A 26,118-nucleotide genomic window follows, 5' to 3' on the forward strand; every position below is an offset into this window, starting at 1 on the left:
ACTGGCTTTGGCAACTATTTTGGTTTGCCAGACAACAGCCGTAGCCTCACAGGCCTGTACAAGCATGTCATTGATAGTTTGTACAAATGGTTGAATAGGCGAAGTCAGCGGCGCAGTTACAACTGGGCTGGCCTGAAGCAGATGCTAATGTGCTTTGGAATTGGGGGGATGCGACTTCGCAGACGTATTAACGTTAAAGTGGACTGGTATCTGGGCGCGTGTATTACACGAGCATATGTATAACTGAGGAGCCGGATGCGGTAGTTCCGCACGTCCGGATCTGTGTGGGGGCGGCACGGGTAACTGGCCGCTCTACTACGACTAAATCTAAATCTAGCATGGAGTGCTAATGTCAGAATCCTGTAGTTGCGGCGAGAAGGCCGAAATTGGTGCAACAGTTAAATTTCATTGTAAAACCTGTGCAAGTGTTATTGAAAAATTCACGGTGAAAAAGCCACTAAAAGCTGCAGGTATAGCGGCAATACTTGCTTATGGTGGCAGTCAATTTATTGATTACGCAATAACCGATAACCGTTATCCTCTAAACGTCGAATACGCAGTTTTAGAAGCGTGCTCTAGTTCATATAAGGAACCGCTATCATATAGCAATTATGGTTCCAAGAAGAAGTTATGTCTTTGTGCTTTAGAGGATACGATGAACGAAATTTCATATATTCGATACAAAGTTGATGAAGAAGGTTTTTTGAAAGCTTTTGAAAGGAATGCTGAGCAATGTAAGTAGCTTGGGCAAGCCCAAGCTACTTTTATTTAATCATCCAAGTAATCATTGTTGTTTGGATTATGGGCATCAGCCCAGTCATCCATATCAGCATCGTTATTCGGATTATTGATATCTGACCAAAGGTTTAGCTCCTCGTCAGACATGTTCGGTGTATCTGGCATAGATACCCCTATTTGCTTTTTGGTGGATTGTTACCGCGACCACCGCCAGAAGGATTGCCAGTTTTACTTGGACCGTTAGGTGGAGGAGTGGAGCCCGATTGGCTTGCTGCAGATTGCGCTCTTGCAGCGAATGATCCTTTAGGGACTACTCCTCCATTTGCTTTTGCAGTTGCCGACTGAATTCGAGCAGCAGCGGCTTTTGACATTGAGTTTTTAGACATGATTTATTCCTATTGAGTTAAAGGATACTGTCCCCGCTAGGACAGCCAGTTAAAAGTAACAGAGGTATCAGAGACAAATGGGGACAACGGAGCTTCAGGAAGAAATTAAAAGGTTGTTAGGTAAGTTAAAGTGGTCGCAAAAAAGGCTTGGACGAGAACTTTATTATGCAAAATATAATGACGATGATGTTGTTGAAATAAGTCGTCATGAAGAGAAAGTAAAAAAAGACCTAATAAGGAAAAGCACTAAGACTGAGGTGTTACAATCCTACATGGATATCATTGTGAATCATTCTGAATTTCAGAATCTTGATATCATGGTTCCTACATACCAAAAAACTGGTGTATTAAGTGAATGTATGGAAAGTGGTATGAATAATATTTCAAGGCTGGTTGGCGACCTAATTTCTAAGTAAACGACTTATAACACATATAAGCCTTTTCTCAGTCAAAGGGTAAAGCACACCTCCACCGACTGAATTGGCAGTGTATCGGAAGTTGCTTCGCCAGTCTGGACTAGCGCTGACGTAAACACCTATAGAGGCTCTCTTATAAGACTTTCGGCTACTGCCAGCGGTGGTGTCGCTGCCGTTGTGGTATTTGATATTTATCGTTGGGCACTAGACATTCATTGTTGACCTCGGGTTGTCTTTTTAGAAAATATAGAGTGTACTGGCCTTGGTAGACTGCAATTTGAACAGCTTGTTGAAGGCTCTCAGATTGGTTGGGATGGTTCCGTATTAACAGACGGTATCACCAAAAAATAATGCAACATCCGTGCTTTCCTTGTGTACATTCATCCCGACGAAAAATGTATTAGCTTTAATCATGCCGACATCATTTCCTGTTTGATTACGTCATTCAATGAACAATATGGCTTTGGTTTTGCAGATTCACGATAAAACACATGAGGCCAAGATTTGCATAGGGGATTATGGTATTCACTTTAATTAGTGAATAAAATACATATGGTTTTTATACAGTTGTAATCATCCATTAATGAAAATATAGGGACGTGAAATGAATAAGCTTGTAGCACCGCTGTTACTTATTTCTCTTGTAGGTTGTTCGTCGAAATTTGATTCAAGTAATTCGTTAAATGGGAAAAGATTTTTGAATAATGACGTTACGCAGCATGAGATTGGACAAAGAGATAATAATTTAGGTGCAGTTCATTTCTCACTAATTTTGAATGATGCTTCAAATAGCACTGTTAAAGTCAATTTTGACCAACTTCCTTATCACTCAAGGTTTGATCTTTGTGAAGATACTGGCAATTACGATGATCTTAGTAAAGTGGTAACTAATAATAATGGTGACTCTCACCCCATTTATGAAAGAAAAAAGGTTGATTGCAATAGTGAAGTTTTTGTAACTAAAGATTCCCAAGGTAATTACCTGATTTCGTATAATTTGAATTTCTTAATTGGTTATAGAGTTGTATCATTAAAAGGTTATGATGCAATGCTACCCCAAACAAAACACCGTTTGCTCGAACGTCGTTTTGTGCAAAGTAACAGCGTACAACTGATTGATTCAAAGGCACAGATTTCTTTAGATATTTGAATTTGAAATTCACATATCATATATGAGCCATCTTCCAGTCAATGGGTAACGCACACCCCACCGACTGAACTGTCAGTGTGTCGGTGGGGTGTACGGTGCTGATTCGCTTGATTGAAAGAGCGCTTGCCGCAAACACCTATATAGGCTCTCTTACGCGACTCTCGGTTGCTGCTAGCAGCGGTGTTCCTGCTGTTGAGGCACTCGATATTCATCGCTGGTCTCGGGTCGGTTTCGTAGACAATAGAGAGTTTATTGGTCTTGGAAGAACTGCAGTTTTAACAATTAGTCGAAGGCTCTTGGGTTGGTAGGATAGTACCGTAGTTACACATGTTACCACCCGGCGTATTAGAAATTCATATACTATTAGTGTTTCTTTTATTCATTCAATTTAACAAATGTGTTCAAGTTTTAAGCATGTCGCAAAAGGAATCATGATGCCTATTTTTCAGGGGAATTATGAAGAAGTTATTAGATAGCGCAATCATCTTAGCTTTTATAACTGCATTTATTTATAGCGTTAGCACTGCATATTACCAAGGTTTTCTTAGTTACTTTAATTTAGACTACAATATACTTGATAGGAATTTCAATCAAACATTATATAATGGAATGTTAGCTGCCTTACCGTCGTTTCTAGCATTTCTCTTAGTGATGACTGTTTTTCTAGTTTTCTTCTCATATATGTTTTTTCCAGTTTTCATCTCATTTTGTAAAAATAGTTTTTTTATCAGCAAGCTTTATTGTCGAGCGTTAGATTTTTTCAAGACCGAACAAGATAATAATATCTACGTGACGAAATTATGCCGAGTTGCTGATTTGTCCTTAATTGCCTTTATAGTATCTATAGCTCCAATAGTCTATCTTACATACATTGAAGGAAAAGCTGTTGAAAAGGCTCAAAGTATTGAAAAGGGAATAGTTGATGGGAATTTTGACTCAAATGATTTGATGCGTGTCAAAGTTGGTGGTGAGCCAAAAAATTTATATGTTTTGGCTTGTGGTTCAAGAAACTGCGCCGGCTTAAACATAGAAACTAATGAAATTTACTACTTTGAGCAAAAAGAAATTTCATTCACACGAGAACTTAAGTATAAAAAGGAACCTTAGACGGGATTGAAATTAACCCAATTCATGCTATTTAAAGTTTGCTCGAGTCCAGACGCCATTGAGGTAAACTTGCCCACTTTCACTATGAGGCCAACTGGGAAAACAGCCGATGAAGAGTGAGCTCATTGAACTCGCCAATGAGATGCGGTCCATTTTTGAGCAGGCTCGAAAAGAGTGCGTTGCCTTGTTCGTGGGTTCGTTTCGGTTTCCGAATCGTGGTTGCGAAGGGGCGTGTCGTTACTTTGCCCATAGGGTGATGACTCAGTACCCCGAGTGTCGGGTGTCTGTGGTTGAAGGCTATGATCGCCGCAGTGACGAGCGGCACTTCTGGGTTGTGGTCGATGACCGCGTGTACGATTTAACCTGCGATCGCTTTGAGGGTGTGTCGGCGCCAATTCTTGGGGAGCAGGATACTCCGCTGAGCCAGCGCTTTAAAGAGCTGAAGTTTATCGAAGGTGGCGCCATTTTTGACAACTGGAACCCGGGTGAGCGATTTCAGAAGGCGAGGGTGCTCAGATACATCCACTACAAGTCGGCGCAGCCGCACCTGTATTTGGTAAAGTGCTGAATGGCTTCGATGTGGTTAACGGTGATTAAGTGCGATCAGCGAACTTTGGCTTGGCAAACAGGCACGTTGATGAGACCACCATTACAGATAAAACGCAGGAACCCCCATGTTTGAACCTATGGCAGAGCTTGAGCCTGTCCAAGTTGGTCTGGCCTTTGCGGACTCAATCGAGAGTCATCGTAGTGGCGCTATCCTACCGGTGCAGTTGTCGGCGACTCCGCTGGCCCAATTGTCGGCAACATCGATTGCGGCAAGCGGTCTGGATCTGCTGCTGGTGGGTGGGGCCAGTTCACAACAGATTGAGACGATTACCGAGGCCTGTGATAGCTGCGGCTGCATCGTTGCCTTTATAGATGGACATGGCGGTGACAAACAGGTGGCCTGGAATGCAATGGTCAACATCAAGGCTAAGCTGGAAGCTCACGAGATGCCGGCGAATCTTGGGGTGACCGATGTTCGCGAATTGGCAAGTCTTGCCGATGCGTTGCTGGCTTTTGACAGCGAACAAAGTCTGCTGGAATTTTTGCACGCCACCGCAACTGAACGCCACTGCGGTGTTATTTATCTGGCCAGCGGCAGTGTTGGTTTAGCGCGCTATAGCGAGATGAATCAGGCCATCGCCGCTGTGCTGTCACCTTCTGCCTATTTTGTTTCCAGTGTCTATTCCGCCAACAGCCACGACTGCATTGCCCTAGTGGGTATTCGACAGCCCTGATACGCCGGGGGATGCGCCGGTATCTGCGCGTTTCCCTCTTTCTACTTACCTCTTTCTGTACTCATCTTTTTCCGATCTATACCTTTCTCTATTCACCTATTTCTTTACCTAAGCCTTTCTCTACTCACATCTGGCTCGTTTTCTGATTCCCTCGCTGGTTTTTTTGTTTTCCCCATATCGTTTTGCGAGTCGCCTTTTCTTTCACGCCTTCCTAGATTCCCTTTGTTTCCTTTCTTCCATTTGCACCGGTTGCTTGTTCGCGGCTAAGGTAACGCCAGTTATGGTGTGAAAGGCGGTGAATGTGAACAAGGGCAGGGAGCCATTTTGGCAGCGGCTGGCAAAATGGGTGGTGGCAACAGTGGTGGTAACGGTGGCCCTGTATCAGGGGTACCTGTTTGTGCTGCCGTCCATCACCGTGATTAACGCCTCTGGCGGGGCTGTTAGCGTGACGGTGCGCCTGCCCAGCAATCGTCTGGATTTTGGCCGCATCGCGCCGGGGGCGGATAACACCCTGTATTACACCCTGGCTCAGCAACCGGGTGATTACCGCTATCGGTTGCAGCGCAGTGGCGCCGAAGTCACCGGCCACTGCGGCCGGGTGGCGGAGAACGAGGTGCACAAGCGAGTGAAGATGACTATTGGCAGCGATGGCCAGTTACGTTGTCTCAGTAATAACAACCTGGAACGCTAGTAATGAGAGAAGTGGTAGTAGTGGCGCATCGGCCACAATGGCGTGATGCCTTTATCAGTGAGTCGGCGCAACTTCGCCCGGCACTGGCGGGGCTCACTGTATCGATTCATCACATCGGCAGCACCTCGGTGCCCGGGCTGTGCGCCAAGCCGGTTATCGACATTCTTATCGAGGTGGAGGCGGTCTCGTTGTTGGATACGCCGGAGATCACCGCCCAACTGGCGAGGCTGGGTTATTCGGCCCGCGGCGAAAACGGCATTGCCGGGCGGCGCTATTTCGAAAAGGGCGGCGAAGACAGGACTCACCAGATCCATGCTTTTGCCGGTGGCAGCGCTGGTGCGCGGCGTCACCTGGCGTTTCGGGATTATCTGCGGGCGCACCCGAGTGTGGCCGACGCCTATGGCCAGCTTAAACAACGGGTGGCGCTGGGGTGTGACCACGACATTGTCCGTTACTGCCAGGGTAAAGACGCCTTCATCAAATTGCATGAGCAGCGGGCACTGGCGTGGATCAGCGCTCGCGGCCAATCCGCCGGTGGTTAATGCCGCTGCGTTGTTGATGGTTTTGGCCTAGGCGTCCGCGGTGGAGTGTGAGTCACTGTGGGTTGCCGGTTCCCCTTCGATGGTGTTCTATGCGCCAAGCATTTTCCTCTCAATCGATCGGCGTAACGGTGGCCGCGGTTTTTCGACAAGCCGATCAACAATCTATACTCAATCACCATAGACTCTAAACCGATCCGTCGACAGAAGAGGTGGTGGTGTGGCAACAACGGATGACCGGGCCGAAGCCGACAGCCTTCGGGACAATGACCGATTCTTAGTCCAGCCCCACAGCGTTGCCATCGATGAGGTGCTGGCGTTACTGCACAGTTCGCGCCAAGGTCTGTCGGAGTCCCACGCCAGTGAGCGCCTGACCCTGTATGGCCCCAATACACTTCCCAGTGGCAAGCCGCCGGGGATGCTGGTGATCTTTTTCAGGCAGTTTAAGAGCCCGCTTATCTACATCCTGTTGGCGGCGGCCCTGCTGTCTGCGGTAACCACCGCCTGGTCTGACGCGGTGTTCATAACCGCCATTCTGTTACTCAACGCCATCATCGGCTCGATTCAGGAGTACTCGGCACAGCGGGCCACCGAGGCGCTGCAGAAGATTGTCTCCGCCCGGGCGAGGGTGCTTCGAGACGGCCAGCTGCATGACAAAGACGCCAGCGTGTTGGTGCCCGGTGATGTGGTGGCGCTGGAGTCCGGCGATCGGGTGCCGGCGGATCTGCGCCTGTTCACCGTCCATGACACCGTCATCGATGAATCCCTGTTAACCGGGGAGTCTGAGGCGGTAAGCAAGAAGCCGGATGTGGTGCTCGAGCCGATGACGCCGCCGGGCGACCGCTGCAACATGGCCTTTGCCGGCACCATGGTCGAGCGGGGCCGGGCCTGGGGCGTGGTGGTCAATACCGGCTTGGCCACCGAAATTGGCCGCATCGCCACCCATGTGTTGCTGCGCCCGGTTACCAAGTCGCCGCTGCTGTTGCGGATGGAGCGATTCACTCGGCGGGTGGCGGTGTTTGTCGGTGTGGCGGCAATGGTGGTGGCGCTTATCTCCATTGCCCGGGGCACCGAGTTGGCAGAGATCTTCTTCCTGGCGGTGGCCCTGGCGGTCTCCGCCATTCCTGAGGGCCTGCCGGTGGCGCTGACCGTTGCCCTGGCCATCGGGCTCAGGCGAATGGCCAATCGCAACGTCATCGTTCGGCGCCTGATCTCGGTCGAAGCACTGGGATCGTGCACCTGCATCGCCACCGATAAGACCGGCACCCTGACCGTCAATCGAATCACGGTGAAGCGGGTTGAGCTGGCCGATGGCAGCCAACTGGAGGTGGCGGGCGAGGGGATCGTTCCCAGCGGCAGGCTAACCCTCAACGGTGACGCCCCCGGTGAGGCGCAGCAAGTTCCCCTAAGTCGGCTGGCCCGCGCCTCGGTTCTGAGCAATGAGGCCCAGCTTATGGTGCGCGATGGCGAGTGGACCGCGCAGGGGGACGCGGTCGATGTCGCCCTGTTGGTGATGGCGCACAAGCTGGGCATGGTGAAAGAGAAACTGGCGGTCCAGTGTCCCGAAATCGACACCATTCCGTTTGAGTCCGAGCACATGTTTTCCGCCAGCGTCAACCGGGTCGAGGCAAGCACCCTGTGGTCGGTGAAAGGGGCGCCGGAGACGATCCTGTCCATGTGCAGCGCCATGGCGGTGGCCGGCGGGGATTTGGCCATCGACCGGGCTGGCATTCAGCGGCGGGCCGAGGCGTTGGCGGCACAAGGCTACCGCATGTTGGCGGTGGCTGAGGGCCAGATGGACGAACCGGTTGAGGCGGCCGTGTCCGAGCGGCACTTAAGCAACCTGACCTTTTTGGGGCTATTGGGCATGGTGGATCCGCTGAGGCCAGAATCGGCTCAGGCGGTGGCGAGTTGCCAGCAGGCGGGCATTCGAGTGGTGATGGTCACCGGCGATCACCCCATTACCGCCCTTGCCGTGGCCCGGCAACTGCAGCTGGCAGACGACGAGCGCGCCATCGTCACCGGGGCGGATCTGAAGCTGGCCGACAGCGAGCAGGGGCTGGATCGGCTGACGGAATCGGCGCGGGTCTACGCCCGGGCCGAGCCGGTGCAAAAATTGGAGGTGGTTAAATCCCTGCAGCGTCATGGTCACTTTGTGGCCGTCAGTGGCGACGGCGCCAACGACGCTCCGGCGCTGAAGGCGGCCCAGGTCGGCGTGGCCATGGGTGCCTCCGGTACCGAGGTGGCCAGGGAGACCGCCGATCTGATCATCACCGATGACAATTTCAGCTCCATCCTGGCCGGGGTGGAGGAGGGGCGCGTTGCCTACTCCAACGTGCGTAAGGTGATCTTCTTACTGATCTCCACCGGCGCGGCCGAACTGGTGCTGTTTACCCTTGCCCTAATTACTGGCACACCGCTGCCGCTGATGGCGGTGCAGCTGCTGTGGCTGAACCTGGTCACCAATGGCATCCAGGACATCGCCCTGGCGTTTGAACCGGCCGAGGGCAATGAGCTGTCGCGGCCGCCGCGCCCGCCGAACGAGGCGATTTTTAACCGGGTGATGATCGAGCGAGTGGCGGTGTCGGCTTTGACCATCGGCGGCATCGCCTTTGTGTTGTTCCAGTGGTTGCTGATGCAGGGGTACAGCATCGAGGCGGCGCGCAACGGCACCCTGTTATTGATGGTGCTGTTTGAAAATGTTCAGGTGTTCAACAGCCGTTCCGAGACCTTGTCGGTGTTTCGCCATAACCCGCTAAGGAATCCTCTGCTGCTGTTTGGCACCCTGGCGGCGCAGCTGATCCACATCGGCTCGATGTACACCCCCGGCCTCAGTGCGGTGCTGCAGGTGCAGCCGGTGTCGTTTGTGCACTGGGCGCAGTTGTTGCTGTTGGCCCTGCTGCTGTTGGTGGTGATGGAGGTCCACAAGGCCGTTCGGGGTCAAGGCTAGCGCCAAGGTCACTGGCGAGGATTACAGCTTGCGGGCACTGAGCAGGTAGTTGACGTCGGCGCTGTGGCTCGGGCGCCAGCGGCGGCTGAAGGGGTTGTAGCTCATGCCGGTCAGGTCGTTGATCTCAAATCCCTGCGGCGCAATGGCCTGAATGATCTCGGTGGGGCTGACGAACGCGCGCCAGTCGTGGGTGCCACGGGGCAGGGCGCGCAGCACGTACTCGGCGCCAATAATGGCCACGAAAAAGCTTTTGATGGTGCGATTGAGGGTGGCCACGATCAGCAACCCGCCGGGTTTAAGCAGTTGGCCGCACTCGGTCAGCAGGGCCTGTGGGTCTGGCACGTGCTCCACCACTTCGGTGTTGAGCACCACATCATATTGCTGGCGTTCTTGAAGCAGGGCGGTGGTCAGGCAGTGGCGGTAGTCTACCTGGGTGGCGGAGAGTCTGGCGTGACGACGGGCCACCTCAATATTGTGGGCACTGGCATCGATGGCGGTGACGCGGTGGCCTTGGCGGGCCAGCGGTTCGGCCAGCAGTCCGGCGCCGCAGCCCACATCCAACACCGTCAGTGGCTGATTTTCACTGGTTTGGCCAAGGCCAGCCGCATCGGCCAGATGGGCATCGATGGCGTCGGTGATGTACTGCAGCCGAACGGCATTGAAGGCCAGCACGGTTTTGAACGGGCCGTCGGGATCCCACCAGGCTTCGGCCAGGGCATCAAATTTCTCAATCTCCCGCTCAGACAGATTGGCGGCCAGCTCCGGGCTGAGTTTGTCTCGATGCAGCATGGTATCGACTCAAATAAACGCAATACTGACAGGTACGCAGGGCACAGGGAAGGGGATCAACAACGGGCCTGGAGTCAGGCCCGTGTGGGGGCGGGTTAGCCGTGCTTTTTCAGCAGCGAGTCCACCAGTTCAACGTAGCGGCGCTTGCACTCGGCGGCGTCCAGTCCAGACAGCGCTTTCCAGGCCTGGTACTTGGCGTGTTCGGCCATCTTAAACATGGAAGGGGCGGAGCCGGTCACGTCACCGGAAACCGCTTGCTTGTACAGCCCGTACAGAGACAACAGGTGCTCATTGGCCGGGCGCTGGGTCAGGGTTTTGACTTGCTGTTGGGATTGTTCGAATCGTTGGTTCAGTTCTTCCATGTTGCGTTCTCCTTGTTAAGCAGTCTAAAAATTAGCGTGGATCCGCACCGAGGGAAAGGAGCCAGATCAATTAAGCGGTGAATAGTGTGGGTGGCGTTTATGACAGCATTACTGTTGCACCGTTATTTCGCAGGTTGCTCATTTTTCTGATTTTTAATTCGGTTGGCAACGCACTACGGTCCGGCTTGGACTACCCTTGTGGCTATCAGGGATGAGGGGAGTACAGGATGAAAACGAGTTTAGGAGTGGCTGCCTGCGTGGCGATGCCGTGTTGGGCCGCAGCGCCACTTTTCCCCGAGATGGGCAATCTGAGCGCCTCTACCGCCGGCGCCGGCTCGGCGGCCATCGCCGAAGGGGCGGAAACCGCCTTTGCCAATCCGGCGGGGATGGTGCGGTTTTCGCGCCCGGCCTGGGCGGTGCAGTCGCAACTGGTGTCCTCCAGCATTAACTACAAAGACAACGGCTCCAGCGGCCTGTTTGCCAGTGGCAGTGATGGCGGCGACGCCGGCACCAATGCGTTGGCGGCGGGGCTGTACTGGGTGCAGCCGCTGAACCGGGAGTGGGTGTTCGGCTTGGCGCTGGCGTCTCAGGGAGGCTCGGCACTGGACTACGGCTCCGATTTTCGCGGCGCCTTGCTGGTCACCGACGTCGAGGTGCTGTCATTGCAGTTCAACCCCAGCGTCGCCTATGCCATCAGCTCCCATTGGTCGTTGGCGTTGGGGGTGGCGCTGGAGTACGCCAAGCTGGAGCAGACGCTGGGGATTCCCGAGACCCAGCGGCAACTGTTCACCGACGGTGACAGCTGGAACATGGGCATCAACCTGGGGCTGATGTACCAATTCAACCACGATCATCGCCTCGGTCTCAGCTTTCGAATGGAAGCCGACCATCAGTTTGAAGGCAATGCCAGCCTGTCCGGTCGTGACGGCGAGGTGGCCGACAGCGTTAATTTTCCATTTCCTGCCACCGCCGTGCTCAGCGGAGTGCACGAGTTTCATTACCTGACCGTGCTGTGGAACCTGGGTTACGGCTGGTTGGATGCGTTCGATACCACCACCTTTGAGCTGGGGGAGCAGCCTCTGCTGGCGATCGAGCGTCAGTGGCAGGATACCTGGAACGGCGCGCTGGGCGTTCATGTGCCGCTGAACCGCTACTGGCGATTGGAGTTTGGGGTTGGTTACGAGCAGTCGCCCCAGGACGACCCCGCCTATCAATACCCGGATCTGCCGGTGGACACCCTCATTCGTTATGGACTGGGGGCCAGTTACCGCTTTAACGATCACTGGCGCTTGCAGCTGTTTTACGAGTATCTGGATGCGGGAGAGCCGCACATCGATCGGGCCTTTGGTGATCAGGGGCGCCTCGGTCGGCTCACGGGGCAGTGGAATAACGCTATCGAATTCATGGGCTTGGCGCTGAATTACCGCTATTGAGGTCTGACCAGAGGCCGTAAATCGGCTCCATTGGCCGACGGCCATGCCTATATAGAGGTAAATCACAGTTTTCATGGTGTCAGGTCAATAAACGCCGTGATGCGGGGGGTAGTATGGAGGCATCAGCGAGATTCAAGGAGGAGTTATGCACCAATTTGCCCATCGCGAGTCTGCTGCGGCCGTGCCCGCCATCAGCCACGCCGAAACCTGGCGCTATCTGAAGCAGGGATGGCGGCATTGGGTCCCGGATCAGGCCCGCACTCTGGCCTGGGGCGTGGAGCCGGAGCTGGCGGAGTGTCTGGCGAAACTGGGTTACCAGGTTGGCTATGTGGTGCCCCATAAGCCCGAGTGTGCTGATGACAGCCTCATTCAATGGCACGTCGGTAGCCTGAGCGATGTTCCCAACTCGGCCGACATCGAGTTAATGGTGGTGAAAACCGCGGAGTGCACACCGTCGCGATCCGCCGGATTGTTTGCCGAAGCCAAGCGGCTGCTGCGTTACTCCGGAGTGCTGGTACAAATTTGTGGACGCGGTGGCAAGGAGTCCGCCGGTCGCAACATCGTCCAGGGGTTTAAGGCGGGCTGGTCGCTGCGGGCCCGTTACGATGCCGGTAGCGCCGAGGGCGCGGTCACCCTGGTGTGGCAAAAGCTGTAACAGTTGTACAGTGGAAAAAATTGGTAAATCAGGGCAGTATCTTCAATCTTATTGATTTTAGGACCCTGTTATCATGTTGCGCACCTCTGCTCTGGCACTGGCGATGCTGTCGGCGTCTGCCTCGGCGGCCCCGACTCTGCCCAAAAACGTCATCTTCTTTATCGGCGATGGCATGGGCCCGGCGTACACCACCGCCTACCGTTACTACCAGGCCGACAGTGAGGTGGGCCAGGTGGCGCCGACGGTGTTTGACCGGCTGATGCTGGGCAGCGCCAGTACTTTCCCCCATGATGACACCGTGGTCACCGACTCTGCCGCCTCGGCCACCGCCCTGGCTACCGGAGTAAAAAGCTACAACGGTGCCATCGGCGTCGATGAGCACAAGCAGCCGTTAGACTCGATGTTGGTGGAAGCCAAGCGGTTGGGCTGGCAAACCGGTATCGTCTCCACCTCCCAGGTTAACCACGCCACCCCGGCCAGTTTTGTGGCCCACGCCGAACTGCGCAGCCAGTACGATCTCATCGCCGAGCAGTTTTACAGCCGCCGCCTGCAGGAAAACCAGCCGCTGGTGGACGTGATCCTCGGCGGCGGACAGAAGTACTTTCCCATGGGCGACGGCGGCCTGGGGCAATCGATGCTGGAGTGGGGCTACCAATACACCGACAGCCTGACAACGCTGGACAGCCTGACCCGGACCCCGGCCATGGGGCTGTTTGCCGATAAGGGGCTGGAGTACGCCATCGACTCAAACCAGCCTCATCGCCTCAGCGCCATGGTCTCCACCGCGCTGCGGCTGTTCGAGGGATCCCAGCAACCGTTCTTTATGCTGGTGGAGGGCAGTGAGATCGATTGGTGTGGCCACGGCAACGACATCGCCTGCGCCATGAAAGAGATGGACGACTTTGCCAAGGCACTGGAAGTGGCGGAAACCTATGCCAAACGCCATGGTGATACCCTGGTGGTGTTTACCGCCGATCACTCCACCGGCGGCCTGACCCTGGGCAACAACGGCGAGTACCAGTGGGACGCCAAGGTGGTGAAGCAGGTTAACGCCTCATTGCCGATCATTAGCAAGGCGATCATCAATCAGTCCGCCGCCGAGATGGCCAAGACCCTTACCCAGTATGTGGAGTTTGCCTTTACCGAGCAGGAACTGGCGCGCCTGGCGTCGCTGAATCAGGATAACGAGGCGCTGTACTGGGCCCTGTCCGAGATCATCAGCGATCGCAGCTTTACCGGCTGGACCACCAGCGGTCATGACGCCATCGATGTGCCGGTGGGCGCCATGGGGCCGCAATCGCAGCGGTTTATTGGCCACCACGACAACATCGACCTGTCCAAGCAGTTGACCGAGATCATTCAGGCTCAGCGCTGATGCAAGCCCCTGGCCGGTGCCGGACAGGGTCATTGAAGCGGGTTCTTTTCGATGTGGGCGCAGTGGCTGCCACTGCGCCTCATTGGCCCGATAGGGGTTTTGAGGATCTCTGGTCACTGCGGCGGTGGCTCATGCTGCTGCGGCAATTGAATACAGACAAAGCCTCTGACCACTCCATGTCGCTTTATCCCACTTTCCTGAACAACAACGAAACCAAGTTGCTGAAATGTAGTCCTAAATGGTCAGTGGCGTGATAAGTTAGCGTTTTAGGATAAAGGGAAGGGACTGACGGTGAATAGATTGAAAATAAAAACGACTCTCCTGGCCGCCGTGGTGCTGTTGTCCGGATGCACCGATCCCTCCGTTCCCCCGTCCGAGCTGGAGGCCTCCGACTTTACCCGTACTCACCAGAATATGGTCAAAGACACCCTGCCTCTGGATGATCCCACCGATTTTGACCGCGCCACCAAGGGGCTGATCGCCAGCGACGACAGCCTGATCATCAACAACGCCAACGGCGAACCGATCTGGAACATGGATCAGTACCGGTTCCTGCAGGGGCAGGCGCCCTATACCGTCAATCCCAGTCTGTGGCGCCAGGCCAAGCTCAATGCCATTCATGGCCTGTTTGAGGTGGCGCCGGGCCTGTACCAATTGCGCGGCTATGATCTGGCCAACATGACGGTGATTAAAGGCGAGCGTGGCTGGATCATCGTCGATCCCCTGACCACTGCCGAGACCGCGGCCCGGGCGATGAAGATGCTCAACCAGCAGCTGGGCAAACGACCGGTAACCGCGGTGATTTTCACCCACTCCCATGCCGACCACTTTGGCGGCGTGGATGGGGTGCTGGCGGGTCAGGATCGCGACGGCGTCGAGGTGATTGCCCCGGCCGGATTCATGAAAGAAGCCACCAGTGAAAACCTGCTGGCGGGGCCGGCCATGGTGCGCCGGGCCGGCTACCAATACGGTAAGGATCTGACAGCCTCCGCCAAGGGTCACGTCGACCTGGGGCTGGGGAAGTCCCTGGCCATGGGCAGCGTTGGCATCGAGGTGCCCACCCGCGAGGTGGATGACACCGGTGAGGTGGTCGAGGTCGATGGCGTCACCCTGCAGTTTCAGATGGTGTCCGGCTCCGAAGCGCCGGCGGAATTCACCTTCTATCTGCCGCAGTGGAAGGCGTTTTGCGGCGCCGAGTTGGTGTCGCAGACCATGCACAACATCTACACCCTGCGCGGTGCCAAGGTGCGTGATGCCCTGCAGTGGAGTCGCTACATCGATGAGGCGCGGCTGCGCTTTGCCGATGCCGAGCTGTATTTTGGCAGCCACCACTGGCCGGTGTGGGGCCAGCAGAGTGTGCAGGAGTTTCTGATTAAGCAGCGGGACTTGTACAAGTTCATTCACGATCAGACCTTAAGGTTTGCCAACCAGGGCTACAGCGCCGATGAAATTGCCGAGCGGGTGCACCTGCCGGACGGGCTCAAGCAGACGTTCTCGGCCCGTGGCTACTACGGCACCCTTAAGCACAATATTCGTGGCGTCTACCAGTACTACTATGGCTGGTACGATGCCAATCCCGCCCACCTGGATCCCTTGCCGCGTTCCACCGTGGCCCGGCGTTACGTGGAGTTGGCTGGCGGCGCTCAGGCGATGCGCGAGAAGGCCCAGGTGGCGCTGGATCTCGGTGAGTACCGCTGGGCGGCAGAGCTATTGAATCACCTGGTGTTCTTCGATGCCTCGGATCAGCGCTCAAGGCAGATGCTGGCCCAGGCCTATCGGCAGATGGGCTACCAGGCTGAGTCCGGTCCCTGGCGTGACGTTTACCTGAGCGGGGCCCAGGAGCTGATCGAAGGGGTGAAGCGCGATGGCCCCAGTCTGGAGAAAAACATGGCCGAAGTGCTGGCCAAAACGCCGATGGTGCATTTTCTGGATGTGTGGGCCACTCGACTGGATTACGAGGCAGCCGGTAATAAGCATTATCAGTTTGTCCTGGGCCTGACCGATAAAAACCAGTACTACCTGTTGGAAGTGACCAACGGCGTGATGACTTACCGACAGATCCCCGATTCGGTGCCGGACGGCGTGCCGGCGTTGGTGCTGACCCATTCTTTGTTCATCGATATCGCCACCCGGCGGATCGAGCTGCGATCGATCCTGGGTCACGACGAGCTGGAGGTGTCCGGTGATGTGGTCGACATCGTCAGCTTCTTCCGTCTGTTTGACAGTCCGGAGCCGGGGTTCGCCATCATCGAGCCCTAGGGCGGGGCGGCTGTGATGCCGCCTTTGTCACTTGGTTGTTGCCATCGAAGCGGCGTTGTCCGTCAGCGAGGCCGCAGTTGATCTTCTCGTGGTACCTCAGTAGTCTTGCGGGCCAATTGCCACCACTGGGGCTGTGCGGTGGCGCCGGCGTTTCAGTGATGGCCGCTTCGGGTCGTTGTGTTACAGAGTCCGGCAGTGGCTATTGGCCCCAAGCAGGGGCGAGTATTGGCCGTGAAGCGTTGCTCGGGAACTCCGGCAACGACTGGGGCTCTAAACAGGCAGCGGAATTTGGGGAGTATAAAAAGTGAAGTTTAAGTCCTTGTTGCAGGGGTTGGCGGCGGCGGTGTTTCTGTTTCCGCTGTTGGCGCCGGTGATGGACCTGCCGTTGGTGTTTGAAACCCAGAATCGCGGTATGCAAGTGATCCCGGCCAGCAACGAGTTGCAGCACTTTGCCCTGATCAGCTACTGGCTGCCCGCCTGTTGGTTGAGTGCGGCGCTGCTGCTGATTGCCTATGGCACGGAGCATGGTGCCGGATTGTTGCGGTTCGGCGCGCTGCTACTGGTGGCGTTTCCCTTGGTGCATTACGGGGTGGCCTGGCTGATCGCCGAGCTGATCGTCTCCTGTGGTGAGTGCCTGGTGTTCAGTGCCTGGGAGCTGGTTTTCGATGGCGTTTGCCTGCTGGCGGGATTGGCCGTCTTGGCCTACGCTCGGCGGCTGCAGCATCGAACGCTGGCCTGAGGGCAATACCACTCGATGATGAAGACCGCCGCGAGGCGGTCTTCGTCGTTTTGGCGCTGGATAAGCGCCAGCTGGCAACGACTGCTCGGCCGTGGTGAGGGCCTCGGTGGCAACTTAAGGGGACAAGACCAAGCGCTTGCTTGTTCGCGATCCCTTTGTTAGCTTGCACAGAGACACACGGCCAGCCCGTGAGCACCGAGCGCCAGCACCGACAGGGAGTGGCAATTGACCCGGCATCGACGGAGAGGCTATGCCAATACGACAACGATTTGAGTATCAGGGCGTCGAGGGAGCCAGGGTGGGGCGGCTCAATCGTGGCATCAATACCACCTTCGTGGTCTATCGCCTCGGCGAAACCGTCATCGACACCGGCCCCAGCAACCAGTGGTCGTCGGTGCGCCGTTTCCTCGATAGCCGGCCACCCCGGCAGTTGCTGCTGACCCACCACCATGAAGATCACAGCGGCAACGCCGCCCGCATTGCCCAGCGATTCGGATTAACCCCTCTGGCCCCGGAACTGGGCCGGGCCAAGCTGGCGTCGGGTTATCGCACCCCGCCGATTCAGCGCTTCATCTGGGGCCGGCCCTATCCGGTTCAGACCGAGCCCTTGCCGGAGCGGATCAGGCTGATCAGCGGCGACACCCTGACCGCGGTGGCCACCCCGGGCCATGCCAAAGATCTCACCTGTTTCCATTGGCGGGAGCGGGGCTGGTTGTTCAGCGGCGATCTCTATATCTCCAAATCCCTGCGTTACCTACGCTCCGATGAGGAGTTGCAACTGTTGATGCACAGCATTCATAAGGTGCTGCAGCTGGAGTTTGAAGTGGTGTTCTGTCCTCATCGCGGGGTAGTGGAACAGGGGCACCAGGCGCTGTCGGACAAGCTGGAGAATCTGAAACAGCTGTGCCATCAGGCCAGGCATCTGCGTCAGCAGGGGCTGGATGAGCAGGAGATGGTGCGACGGTTGTTGGGGCCGGAGGATTGGCTGGCCAAGGTGAGTTTCTACAACATCAGCAAGGGCAACCTGGTGCGCCAGGCCGCCCGAGTGTCCTTGGGCGGCCTGGGGGGTTAGTCGTTGATGCGGGGCACGCTGGCCTTGGCCCGCTCGGACAGGCGGTGAACGATCTGGTTGCTGCTGCCGCGGTACAGCAGCGACGGGTCGGCCAGATCCTGTTCGAAGCGGCCGTCCACCAGTACATCCAGGTAGGGCAACAGCTGCTGTTGGTGGGCACTGAGTTCATCCAGCCGATAGCCGGTCCAGCACCAGATGTCTTTGTCCGGGCACTCGGTATGGACTCGGGTCACCAGTGCCAGCACGTCATCGACGTTGGCCGGATGCAGCGGATCGCCGCCGGACAGGGTCAGTCCGCGCCGTGAAATGCGGGTATCGGACAGATCCTTGATGATCTGATCCGCTAACGCCTCGGGAAAGCGGTGGCCGGAGTCCAGGCGCTGGGTGCTTTGGTTGTAGCAGCCTTTGCACTGATGTTCGCATCCAGACACAAACAGGGTGCAGCGAGTGCCCGGGCCGTTAACGACGTCAACGCTGTGGTAGGTGTGATAGTTCATGGTTGCCTCACTGAAAAAGGGGCCGCAGCCCCTTTTTGTTATTGCTGCCTGATGCCTACAGGTGCTTGACCCGGCGTTTTACCTCTTCCTGCTTCCCTTCGTTGAACGGCCGTGCGTCCGGGCTGCCCAGGTAACCGCACACTCGGCGGGTTACCGACACCTTGGATGGATCGTGGTTGCCGCATTTCGGGCAGGTAAAGCCTTTGGAGGTGCACTCGAACTCACCGGTAAAGCCACACTCGTAGCACTCGTCGATGGGGGTGTTGGTGCCGTAGTACGGCACATGCTGATAGGCATAGTCCCAGACGTCTTCCAGCGCTTCGACGTTGTGCTGCATGTTGGGGTATTCGCCGTAGCAGATAAAGCCGCCGTTGGCGATGGCCGGGTAGGGCTTCTCGAAGTCAATCTTGTCGTAGGGATTGACGTTCTTTTCCACGTCCAGGTGGAAGCTGTTGGTGTAGTAGCCCTTGTCGTTGACCCCTTCCACCACGCCGTAGTGGCGCTGGTCGATCTTGCAGAAGCGGGTGCACAGGTTTTCACTCGGCGTGCTGTAGAGGCTGAAGCCATAACCGGTCTGGGCTTTCCAGGCGTCGGTGGCGGCGCGCAGACGCTCAACGATGGTCAGGGCGCGAGCTCGCAGCTCCTCGGAGTCGTACAGGTGCGCTTCGGTGCCGTACAGGGCGTTGACGGTTTCGTGCAGGCCGATGTAACCCAGAGAGATGGAGGCGCGGCCGTTCTTGAAGATCTCGCTGATGTCGTCGTCCGGCTGCAGACGCACACCACAGGCACCTTCCATATACAGGATCGGAGCCACTCGGGCTTTCACCCCTTCCAGACGGTTGATGCGGGTCATCAGCGCTTTCTTGGCGATGGCCAGACGCTCATCCAGCAGCTCGAAGAAACGGGTTTCAGAGCCCTTGGCTTCGATGGCGATGCGCGGCAGGTTGAGGCTGACCACACCCAGGTTGTTGCGGCCTTCGTGGATCAGTTCGCCATTCTCTTCGTAGGCGGACAGGAAGCTGCGACAGCCCATCGGGGTCTTAAACGAGCCGGTGACTTCAACCACTTTGTCGTAGTTGAGAATGTCCGGGTACATCCGCTTGGTGGAGCACTCCAGCGCCAGTTGCTTGATGTCGTAGTTGGCGTCGCCGGATTTGTGGTTGAGGCCGTCTTTAATGGCGAACACCAGTTTCGGGAACACCGGGGTCTTACGGTTTTTACCCAGGCCCACCATCCGCACTTTGAGGATCGATTGCTGAATCAGGCGGCACTGCCAGCTGGTGCCCAGGCCAAAGCCAAAGGTAACGAACGGGGTCTGGCCGTTGGCGGTGTGCAGGGTGTTGACCTCGTACTCCAGGCTCTGGAACGCGTCGTAACACTCTTTCTCGGTGCGGGCACGGGCGTAGGCTTCGGCATCGGCCACCTGCCACTCTTCGCCTACCTCGAGGTGTTTCTCGTAGCTCTTGGTGACGTAGGGCGCCAGAATCTCATCGATGCGGTTGATGGTGGTGCCGCCATAGATGTGGCTGGCCACCTGAGCGATGATCTGGGCGGTGACGGCGGTGGCGGTGGAGATGGACTTGGGCACGTCGATCTCGGCGTTGCCCATCTTGAAGCCGCCGGTCAGCATGCCGTGCAGATCGATCAGCATGCAGTTGAACATTGGGAAGAACGGGGCGTAGTCGAGATCGTGATAGTGGATCTCGCCATTCTCGTGGGCCTTGACCACGTCGCGGGGCAGAATGTGGCGGGTGGCGTAGTGCTTGGCCACAATCCCTGCCAGCAGATCGCGCTGGGTCGGAATCACCTTGGAGTCTTTGTTGGCGTTCTCATGCAGCAGCGCGGCGTTGCTCTGATCCACCAGGCCACGAATCTCACGGTTCAAGCGGCTGTTGGACTCTCGGGCGATGTCACGATCGTGGCGGTACTCGATGTAGGCACGGGCCACGGCCTTGTACGGGCCTGCCATCAGATGGTTTTCCACCATCTGCTGAATTTCGTCAATGTTGACCTGTTGCAACTCCGCCAGCTCGAGTTCAATGGTTTGGGCTACCCGCCCTGCGTAGTCGTCGTCTTTGACGTCGGCAGCCAGCGCAGCCCGACTGATAGCTTCGCAAATCCTTGCGCTATCAAAAGGGACATGGCAACCGTCTCGCTTAATCACAACTGGCATGACAAAATTTCCTTAAATTTGTGTTTTCGGTCTTGACAGGCACAACATATTGGTGTGTCGATTCAATTATGACCTATATGTAGGATGGACGTCGCATATTAGGCGCTAAAACAGCGGCTAATAAATTGATCCGGATCAAGAAGTTACCCAAGCGAAAAATGGCAAGCGTTGGTTTTTTGTGATCCATTGGCGAAGATCAGGTTTTGGTTAAGTAGCGGCTTTGTTTGGCTTGTGTTTCTAATTTGTGTGTGTTGGATAGAGAGTCAGCGACCGCTGCTGTTTCTTTGTAATAAAAAAGTGATTGACTCTGGAGCCGGTTAATCACCGCCATTTCAGTGGACAGAGTTCAGCTTGTGGAAAACCCAATTCACACCTAGGGCTGGCGCGCTCTGAGGCTGTGGTTAGATCTTTGTGATCATTCTGATCCAATAAACTCGATTCTGATAACAAAAAAAGGGAGCGTTTGCTCCCTTTTTGACCAGTCAAAAAATTGGCGTTATGGCTGGCGGTTGAGAATGGTTTCCATCTCATCCATGAGGCGATTCATGCGGGCAAACACCGCCTCGTAAGGCGCCGCGGTGGCCAGATCGACGCCGGCACGCTTGACCAGATCGTAAGGGTAGTCGCTGCCACCGGATTTCAGCAGCGTCAGGTAGCGGTCGTAGGCGGCGCGGTCGCCACTGAGGACCTCATCGGCAAAGGCGGCCGAGGCGGCGATGGAGGTGGCGTACTGATAGACGTAGAAGTTGTAGTAGAAGTGCGGCACGTAGGCCCACTCAATGCCGTAATCCTCGTCGATGGTCATTACCCCCTTGTCATGGCCATGGTAACGACGCAGCAGGTCGAGAAACAGCGCTGAGGCCTTGGTGTCGCTCAGGGGCTCACCGGCTTCCACGGTTTCGTGAATCGCCCGCTCAAACTCGGCAAACATGGTCTGACGGAAGAAGGTGCCGCGGAAGGTCTCCAGAGTCTGGCCGAGGAAGTACAGCTTTTCGGCGTCGTCCTTGGCGTTGGCCAGGGCGTAGTCGGTCAGCAGGTGCTCCTGGAAGGTGGAGGCGATCTCGGCGGTAAAGGTGGCGTAAGCGGCCGTGGGGTATGGCTGATTGGCGTTGGCGAACACCGAGTGGTTGGCGTGGCCCCATTCGTGGGTCAGGGTCGACACCGAGGCGTAGTCGTCGTTGTAGTTCATCAATACATAAGGATGAACGTCGTAGGCGCTGCCACTCATGTAAGCACCGGAGCGCTTGCCGGTCTTAGGGTAGGTGTCCATCCAGCGCTGCTTGAGGCCGGTACGGATGTTGTTGACGTAGCTTTCGCCCATGGGCGCCAGGGAGGACAGCATCATGTCGATGCCGGTGTCGATGGGGTAGTTGCGGGTGGCCTTCACCACCGGGGTGTAGATGTCGAAATACTGTTGGTCCTGCAGCTTAAGCAGGCGAGCCCGCAATTTCAGGTAGCGTTGCAGGGTATCCAGGTTGGCGTTGGTGGTGTCCACCAGGGCGCTGTAGACCTCAACCGGAATGTTGTCTTGGGCCAGGGCCGACTCCAGGGCGCTGTCGTAGTGGCGGCTCTGGGCGTTGAACACGTCGGCTTTGACGTTGGCGTCCAGCATCGAGGCGATGGTGCGGCGGTACTGGCTGAGGGTACCAAAGAACTGATCGAACGCCTGCTTGCGTACGGCCCGATCGCCATGGCTGCGGTATTTGGCATAGTTGGCTTGATTCAGGGTAACCGTGTCACCGGCCAGTTCCACCTGAGGCCAGGGCAGTTCGGCGTTAGTAAAGGTGGCGTAGCTGGAGTAGGGGCTGCCGGTGAGGGCGCCGGTGGCGGCCATGATCTGTTCGGTCTGCGGGCTCAGGGTGTGGGCCTTGGCCCGAAGGATGTCCTGCAGCGGAAAGCGGTACGGTTGCAGGCGCGGCTCCTGGTTGATCATCGCCTCGACCTTGGCATCGCCCAGGGCGATCAGCTCCGGCTTGATAAACGCGCTGATCTGATCGAACTGATTGGATAACATGTTCATCGACTGACGTTTGGCGCCATTGTCGGAGTTTCGCAGATCGGTATCGGCATTAAGGTTGGCATACACCGACAGTTGGGATAGGGTTTTGGCCAGATCATAATAGAGGTCCAATGCGTCGGCCAGTTGGCCTGCGCCGTTGCCCAACTGGCCCTGATAGCGACTCAACTGCTTCATGTCGCGGGTCAGGGTGTCTTTCTGTTGTTGCCATTGCTGCCAATCTGTATACAAAGGTGACAGATCCCAGTTTTGCTGGGAATCGCTGCTGGCCACCACGGTGGTGCTGCCGGCGCACGCAATCAAAAAGGTTGCGCAAATTAATGATTTTTTAAACATTCTTTGTCCATATTATCGTTATGGTTACTGGAATGCTGAGATTACCACGGTCGGTGTGCGGCCACCACTGAGACTCGGCCAGGCTGTGACTGGCATGGGCAATAAACGCATAAGGAACAGCGATGAGCATTAAGATGTCGCCCAAGCAGCAGGTGCTGGCGCTGCTGGATCAATGCCTGGCCACCGGCGTTCGCGGCCGGGTACAGGCGGTGATTAAGCAGGCCATTGCCGACATCGAGGGCCAGAGCAGTCAGCGGGGCTATCAGCACGCCGACAGCGACATCAATGAAACCGACTGCCCCGGCCTGATCTTCAAGGTGGGCAAACACACCCGCCGCTGGGTGTACCGCTATACCCCATCCGGTGCCCGCAGTACCCGCCAGGTAACCCTGGGTTACTACCCGCAGATGGATCGCGCCGCCGCCGTTGCGGCCTGGGAGGCACAGCGCCTCGCCCTGGCGGGCTCGGTGCCTCAGACTGAGGCACCGTTGAGCCTCAACGACGCCATTAGTCGCTACATCGACGACTACGCACGTCAGCACCGGCCGCAGTGGCGGCGGGAACGGCAGCAACTGGAGCGCTGGTTGGGGGATGAGTGGGGCGAGGTGGCCGCCGACGCCCTGACTCCGGACCAGGCTTTGCAGGTGGTTCGGCCACAGCAAAGCGGTGCCCGCCAGCGGCTGGCGCTGCTGCGTCACTTCTACCGGGTGGGACGCGGCTTGTGTGACGAGCTGCAACAGGGCTGGCTGCCGCCAACCCTGGCGTGTCCCTTTGAGCAGGTTCAGGTGTCTCAAGGCAAGCGTCATAGCGTTCAGGTTGGCTGGCCCCAGGTGGGGCGCTATCTGCGGGAGGTCAATGGGCTGGAAGACAGTGACCCGCGAAAACTGGTGTTGCAGCTGCAGTTGACCAACCTGGGGAGCCTGGCGTTCTGGTGCCAATTGCAGTGGCAGGACATCGACTGGCAAGCCGGATTGGCCCAGGTCGGCCAGGGCAGTGACAGCGCCATTATGCCGTTATCGCCCGCCAGCCTGGAGCTGCTCAAGCGTCGTCAGCGCAGTGCCGGCCCCAGCGTCTGGGTGTTCCCCAGTCACAGCGATGACCACAAATCGATGCCGCATCATTACCCAGCAAAACTAATGCAAAATCTGAGGGCAAGCCTGGGGCTGCCACCGCACTTCACCGCCAGCGCCCTGGCTCGTCTTGGTCAACACTGGCTGGCAGAGCAGGGCAGGGAGATCGACTCACCCCGCTGGCCGTTGGCCACCACTCGGCCATCGGCGGCGGTGTTGGCACAGCAAAATGACTGCCTTAAATTGTGGGTCAAAAGGCTACACATCCAAAAGCAGAGTGATTGATGATGCCGGGTTCAGGGTGGAATTTGCCACTTTTACCAAAATTACACGCTGTAACCAATTTTGTAATTAGTAGTTGTTTTAATGGTTTTAGCGCAGATTTATTCCATTAGGGGCTTTCTAACGGTCGCTCTTGAAGGCCTGGCCCTTCGCCGGGTTTCTCCGTGCTTTCCGAGACTAACGTTTGAATTGTTTAGCCTTGTTAGCCAGTGATTCGAGTCGTTGCCCTCATCGAGGTGACCGGCTTGGCGAAACGAAAATTCAGCTAACGGCGGCTGACGGCCGCTCTGTTTCATCGACCTTGTCATTGCGTCATCTCTCCTCGGCGAATGACCACTCTCCAAACTTCGCGGTATTCCTCATACATCACTCCAACTTATTCGAATAATTATTCCTCATGTATTGGTTTGATTTTTGATGACCGGGCGCGGGTATTCGACTAAATGATCATTGGTGTTCTGTTGGGCATTTGTTAGGGTGGTGTGTATTGGCAGGACGCCATGATTATAATTATTTGAAGTTAAATGGACCGCCTTGTTTATGACCGCAATTTTCATCCAACGATCGCACCAACTCGGACACCAGGGGATCCGGGACCTCAGCGAGAAGATGGCTCATGACCTGCAACGCCAGTATCAGATTCGCTGGCAATGGCAGGGCGAGCGGATGACCTTTCGTCGCATGGGAGCCCGGGGCATCCTGGTTCCCGAAGCACAACTGGTGACACTGGATATGAAACTGGGACTGATTCTGGTTCCGGTGGCCCCGATGATCCGCCAGGGAATTGAAGAAACCTTGGACGACCTGCTTATTTAGTCGCCTAATTTGATTCTGCTCAATTTCCCGAGGCGGATTAGAATGCTCCTTCTAATAACTTCGCTTACGGTAGAGATGAAAAGACAATTTAATCCGTAGTGGAGGCACCATGTTAAAGAAACTGTTTGGTTCAAAAGCAACCGCTGATGTAGACGCTCAAGAAGCGCTGTATCGCAAAATCTGGTTGGCCGGTCTGGGCGCGTACTCTAAGGGTGCAGAAGAGATTGGTCAGTTGTCTGAACGCGGCTTTGGCTTGTTTGATGAGCTGATGGAGCGCGGTAAGGAGCTGGAATCTTCTACCGTCGAGAAGGTGTCCGAAGCTTCAACCCAGACCAAAGAAGCGTTTGAGTCTCAGTTGCACAGCCAGGTTCAGAAAGTAACCGGGTTGGAGGTGGACCAGCTGGAAGAGCTGGAAACCAAGATTGATCGTCTGACCGCTCTGGTGGACAAGATGGCCGCTGAAAAAGCCGCTGCCGCCAAGGCCGCCGCTAAGCCAGCACCTGCCGCCAAGCCGGCCCCTGCCAAGGCTGCCCCGAAAGCGGCACCTAAGGCAGCCGCCAAGCCTGCGGCGAAGACGACCCGTCGAACCACCACCAAATCAGCTTAATAACCGGCGAATAAGGAGCACAGTATGAACAATGAACTTCATGGAATCCCCCCTGTAGAAGGCGTAGACAACGAACAGCTGGCACGCAACATCTGGTTGGCCGGACTGGGCGTATACAGCCGCAGTGTGGAAGAAGCGAAAGATCTGGAAGGCAAGTCCAGCGATCTGTTTGAGCGTCTGGTAGAGCGCGGTCGCGAGATCGAGTCCAACACCAAACAGCGCGTTGAAGACAACCTGGATCGCGCTAACGAAGAGGTGGAAGCCCGGGTTCACAACCTGTTCTATCGCCTCAGTGGTATTCACCCGCGCCAAATCGACGAGCTGAATGCGAAAGTAGACAAGCTTGCCGAGGCGATTGAAAAGCTGGCCAAGTAGG

The 26,118-nt window shown here is 56.1% G+C and carries 25 protein-coding genes; 19 read left to right on the forward strand and 6 right to left on the reverse strand.

Annotation, left to right across the window (positions count from 1 at the left end; all coding sequences use genetic code 11):
- Window positions 1-349 precede the first annotated feature (349 nt).
- Window positions 350-742 (forward strand): hypothetical protein, encoded by a 393-nt coding sequence (locus J8Z22_RS10620; RefSeq protein WP_252010335.1) that lies wholly within the window; start codon window positions 350-352, stop codon window positions 740-742.
- Between the two features lie 169 nt (window positions 743-911).
- On the opposite strand, the gene J8Z22_RS10625 is transcribed toward J8Z22_RS10620, so the two are convergent.
- Entirely contained in the window at window positions 912-1,124 is a 213-nt protein-coding gene (locus J8Z22_RS10625) for a hypothetical protein (protein ID WP_252010336.1), read from the reverse strand.
- Window positions 1,125-1,201: 77 nt separating this feature from the next.
- On the opposite strand from J8Z22_RS10625, the gene J8Z22_RS10630 reads away from it, so the two are divergent.
- The 8 genes from J8Z22_RS10630 (at window position 1,202) to J8Z22_RS10665 (ending at window position 9,260) form a co-directional block, all read left to right on the forward strand.
- Window positions 1,202-1,540, forward strand: coding sequence for a hypothetical protein (locus J8Z22_RS10630; RefSeq protein ID WP_252010337.1), 339 nt, complete (start codon window positions 1,202-1,204; stop codon window positions 1,538-1,540).
- A gap of 604 nt (window positions 1,541-2,144) precedes the next feature.
- Window positions 2,145-2,690 (forward strand): hypothetical protein, encoded by a 546-nt coding sequence (locus J8Z22_RS10635; RefSeq protein WP_252010338.1) that lies wholly within the window; start codon window positions 2,145-2,147, stop codon window positions 2,688-2,690.
- A 456-nt stretch (window positions 2,691-3,146) separates the two neighbouring features.
- Window positions 3,147-3,797, forward strand: coding sequence for a hypothetical protein (locus tag J8Z22_RS10640; protein WP_252010339.1), 651 nt, complete (start codon window positions 3,147-3,149; stop codon window positions 3,795-3,797).
- A gap of 109 nt (window positions 3,798-3,906) precedes the next feature.
- Entirely contained in the window at window positions 3,907-4,365 is a 459-nt protein-coding gene (locus tag J8Z22_RS10645) for a hypothetical protein (protein ID WP_252010340.1), read from the forward strand.
- A gap of 106 nt (window positions 4,366-4,471) precedes the next feature.
- Entirely contained in the window at window positions 4,472-5,080 is a 609-nt protein-coding gene (locus J8Z22_RS10650; protein ID WP_252010341.1) for a hypothetical protein, read from the forward strand.
- Between the two features lie 301 nt (window positions 5,081-5,381).
- The gene (locus J8Z22_RS10655) at window positions 5,382-5,771 is read left to right on the forward strand and encodes a hypothetical protein (protein WP_252010342.1); all 390 of its coding nucleotides are present in this window, start codon (window positions 5,382-5,384) and stop codon (window positions 5,769-5,771) included.
- Window positions 5,772-5,773: 2 nt separating this feature from the next.
- Window positions 5,774-6,313: a GrpB family protein gene (locus J8Z22_RS10660; protein ID WP_252010343.1), complete on the forward strand. Its 540-nt coding sequence runs from the start codon at window positions 5,774-5,776 to the stop codon at window positions 6,311-6,313.
- Between the two features lie 217 nt (window positions 6,314-6,530).
- Window positions 6,531-9,260, forward strand: a complete 2,730-nt coding sequence (locus J8Z22_RS10665) for an HAD-IC family P-type ATPase (RefSeq protein WP_252010344.1) — start codon at window positions 6,531-6,533, stop codon at window positions 9,258-9,260.
- A gap of 21 nt (window positions 9,261-9,281) precedes the next feature.
- Here J8Z22_RS10665 and ubiG read toward each other — a convergent pair whose 3' ends face one another.
- Entirely contained in the window at window positions 9,282-10,049 is a 768-nt protein-coding gene (gene ubiG / locus J8Z22_RS10670; protein WP_252010345.1) for a bifunctional 2-polyprenyl-6-hydroxyphenol methylase/3-demethylubiquinol 3-O-methyltransferase UbiG, read from the reverse strand.
- Window positions 10,050-10,144: 95 nt separating this feature from the next.
- Window positions 10,145-10,411, reverse strand: coding sequence for an acyl-CoA-binding protein (locus J8Z22_RS10675; protein WP_090366336.1), 267 nt, complete (start codon window positions 10,409-10,411; stop codon window positions 10,145-10,147).
- A gap of 227 nt (window positions 10,412-10,638) precedes the next feature.
- Between J8Z22_RS10675 and J8Z22_RS10680 the strand changes: the two genes are divergently transcribed.
- The 6 genes from J8Z22_RS10680 (at window position 10,639) to J8Z22_RS10705 (ending at window position 17,944) form a co-directional block, all read left to right on the forward strand.
- Window positions 10,639-11,844 carry an OmpP1/FadL family transporter gene (locus tag J8Z22_RS10680; RefSeq protein ID WP_252010346.1) on the forward strand — a complete coding sequence of 402 codons (1,206 nt, stop codon included), beginning with the start codon at window positions 10,639-10,641 and terminating at the stop codon, window positions 11,842-11,844.
- 145 nt (window positions 11,845-11,989) lie between these two features.
- The gene (locus J8Z22_RS10685) at window positions 11,990-12,499 is read left to right on the forward strand and encodes a hypothetical protein (protein WP_252010347.1); all 510 of its coding nucleotides are present in this window, start codon (window positions 11,990-11,992) and stop codon (window positions 12,497-12,499) included.
- A gap of 73 nt (window positions 12,500-12,572) precedes the next feature.
- Window positions 12,573-13,874 (forward strand): alkaline phosphatase, encoded by a 1,302-nt coding sequence (locus tag J8Z22_RS10690; RefSeq protein ID WP_252010348.1) that lies wholly within the window; start codon window positions 12,573-12,575, stop codon window positions 13,872-13,874.
- Window positions 13,875-14,165: 291 nt separating this feature from the next.
- Window positions 14,166-16,133: an alkyl/aryl-sulfatase gene (locus tag J8Z22_RS10695; protein WP_252010349.1), complete on the forward strand. Its 1,968-nt coding sequence runs from the start codon at window positions 14,166-14,168 to the stop codon at window positions 16,131-16,133.
- A gap of 304 nt (window positions 16,134-16,437) precedes the next feature.
- Window positions 16,438-16,872, forward strand: coding sequence for a hypothetical protein (locus J8Z22_RS10700; RefSeq protein ID WP_252010350.1), 435 nt, complete (start codon window positions 16,438-16,440; stop codon window positions 16,870-16,872).
- Between the two features lie 250 nt (window positions 16,873-17,122).
- Complete coding sequence (locus J8Z22_RS10705) at window positions 17,123-17,944, forward strand: MBL fold metallo-hydrolase (RefSeq protein ID WP_252010351.1); 822 nt, start codon at window positions 17,123-17,125, stop codon at window positions 17,942-17,944.
- Here the strand turns inward: J8Z22_RS10705 and nrdG are convergent.
- The 3 genes from nrdG to pepF form a co-directional block, all read right to left on the reverse strand.
- Window positions 17,941-18,441 carry an anaerobic ribonucleoside-triphosphate reductase-activating protein gene (gene nrdG, locus J8Z22_RS10710; protein ID WP_252010352.1) on the reverse strand — a complete coding sequence of 167 codons (501 nt, stop codon included), beginning with the start codon at window positions 18,439-18,441 and terminating at the stop codon, window positions 17,941-17,943. The genes J8Z22_RS10705 and nrdG overlap by 4 nt on opposite strands.
- Before the next feature lie 55 nt (window positions 18,442-18,496).
- Window positions 18,497-20,614, reverse strand: a complete 2,118-nt coding sequence (gene nrdD, locus J8Z22_RS10715; RefSeq protein WP_035415732.1) for an anaerobic ribonucleoside-triphosphate reductase — start codon at window positions 20,612-20,614, stop codon at window positions 18,497-18,499.
- 496 nt (window positions 20,615-21,110) lie between these two features.
- Entirely contained in the window at window positions 21,111-22,967 is a 1,857-nt protein-coding gene (gene pepF / locus J8Z22_RS10720) for an oligoendopeptidase F (protein WP_252010353.1), read from the reverse strand.
- 122 nt (window positions 22,968-23,089) lie between these two features.
- Here pepF and J8Z22_RS10725 point away from each other — a divergent pair, with 122 nt between their 5' ends.
- The 4 genes from J8Z22_RS10725 to J8Z22_RS10740 all read left to right on the forward strand — a co-directional run bounded on the left by J8Z22_RS10725 (window position 23,090) and on the right by J8Z22_RS10740 (window position 26,117).
- Window positions 23,090-24,322 carry an integrase family protein gene (locus tag J8Z22_RS10725; RefSeq protein ID WP_252010354.1) on the forward strand — a complete coding sequence of 411 codons (1,233 nt, stop codon included), beginning with the start codon at window positions 23,090-23,092 and terminating at the stop codon, window positions 24,320-24,322.
- A 537-nt stretch (window positions 24,323-24,859) separates the two neighbouring features.
- Window positions 24,860-25,135 (forward strand): polyhydroxyalkanoic acid system family protein, encoded by a 276-nt coding sequence (locus J8Z22_RS10730; protein ID WP_028112712.1) that lies wholly within the window; start codon window positions 24,860-24,862, stop codon window positions 25,133-25,135.
- Between the two features lie 109 nt (window positions 25,136-25,244).
- Entirely contained in the window at window positions 25,245-25,742 is a 498-nt protein-coding gene (locus J8Z22_RS10735) for a phasin family protein (RefSeq protein WP_051252612.1), read from the forward strand.
- Between the two features lie 24 nt (window positions 25,743-25,766).
- Window positions 25,767-26,117, forward strand: coding sequence for a phasin family protein (locus J8Z22_RS10740; protein WP_051252613.1), 351 nt, complete (start codon window positions 25,767-25,769; stop codon window positions 26,115-26,117).
- Window position 26,118 lies beyond the last annotated feature (1 nt).

It is taken from the genome of Ferrimonas sp. SCSIO 43195 (assembly GCF_023716685.1).
Taxonomy (GTDB): Bacteria; Pseudomonadota; Gammaproteobacteria; order Enterobacterales; family Shewanellaceae; genus Ferrimonas; species Ferrimonas kyonanensis.

Bases quoted from the DNA above. Each gene is read 5' to 3' on its own strand.
- J8Z22_RS10680 (WP_252010346.1), top strand. From the start codon at position 10,639: ATGAAAACGAGTTTAGGAGTGGCTGCCTGCGTGGCGATGCCGTGTTGG.
- ubiG (WP_252010345.1), bottom strand. From the start codon at position 10,049: ATGCTGCATCGAGACAAACTCAGCCCGGAGCTGGCCGCCAATCTGTCT.
- J8Z22_RS10645 (WP_252010340.1), top strand. From the start codon at position 3,907: ATGAAGAGTGAGCTCATTGAACTCGCCAATGAGATGCGGTCCATTTTT.
- J8Z22_RS10690 (WP_252010348.1), top strand. From the start codon at position 12,573: ATGTTGCGCACCTCTGCTCTGGCACTGGCGATGCTGTCGGCGTCTGCC.
- J8Z22_RS10735 (WP_051252612.1), top strand. From the start codon at position 25,245: ATGTTAAAGAAACTGTTTGGTTCAAAAGCAACCGCTGATGTAGACGCT.
- pepF (WP_252010353.1), bottom strand. From the start codon at position 22,967: ATGTTTAAAAAATCATTAATTTGCGCAACCTTTTTGATTGCGTGCGCC.
- J8Z22_RS10740 (WP_051252613.1), top strand. From the start codon at position 25,767: ATGAACAATGAACTTCATGGAATCCCCCCTGTAGAAGGCGTAGACAAC.
- J8Z22_RS10640 (WP_252010339.1), top strand. From the start codon at position 3,147: ATGAAGAAGTTATTAGATAGCGCAATCATCTTAGCTTTTATAACTGCA.
- J8Z22_RS10660 (WP_252010343.1), top strand. From the start codon at position 5,774: ATGAGAGAAGTGGTAGTAGTGGCGCATCGGCCACAATGGCGTGATGCC.
- J8Z22_RS10650 (WP_252010341.1), top strand. From the start codon at position 4,472: ATGTTTGAACCTATGGCAGAGCTTGAGCCTGTCCAAGTTGGTCTGGCC.
- J8Z22_RS10705 (WP_252010351.1), top strand. From the start codon at position 17,123: ATGCCAATACGACAACGATTTGAGTATCAGGGCGTCGAGGGAGCCAGG.
- nrdD (WP_035415732.1), bottom strand. From the start codon at position 20,614: ATGCCAGTTGTGATTAAGCGAGACGGTTGCCATGTCCCTTTTGATAGC.
- J8Z22_RS10625 (WP_252010336.1), bottom strand. From the start codon at position 1,124: ATGTCTAAAAACTCAATGTCAAAAGCCGCTGCTGCTCGAATTCAGTCG.
- nrdG (WP_252010352.1), bottom strand. From the start codon at position 18,441: ATGAACTATCACACCTACCACAGCGTTGACGTCGTTAACGGCCCGGGC.
- J8Z22_RS10620 (WP_252010335.1), top strand. From the start codon at position 350: ATGTCAGAATCCTGTAGTTGCGGCGAGAAGGCCGAAATTGGTGCAACA.
- J8Z22_RS10730 (WP_028112712.1), top strand. From the start codon at position 24,860: ATGACCGCAATTTTCATCCAACGATCGCACCAACTCGGACACCAGGGG.
- J8Z22_RS10630 (WP_252010337.1), top strand. From the start codon at position 1,202: ATGGGGACAACGGAGCTTCAGGAAGAAATTAAAAGGTTGTTAGGTAAG.
- J8Z22_RS10635 (WP_252010338.1), top strand. From the start codon at position 2,145: ATGAATAAGCTTGTAGCACCGCTGTTACTTATTTCTCTTGTAGGTTGT.
- J8Z22_RS10685 (WP_252010347.1), top strand. From the start codon at position 11,990: ATGCACCAATTTGCCCATCGCGAGTCTGCTGCGGCCGTGCCCGCCATC.
- J8Z22_RS10675 (WP_090366336.1), bottom strand. From the start codon at position 10,411: ATGGAAGAACTGAACCAACGATTCGAACAATCCCAACAGCAAGTCAAA.
- J8Z22_RS10725 (WP_252010354.1), top strand. From the start codon at position 23,090: ATGAGCATTAAGATGTCGCCCAAGCAGCAGGTGCTGGCGCTGCTGGAT.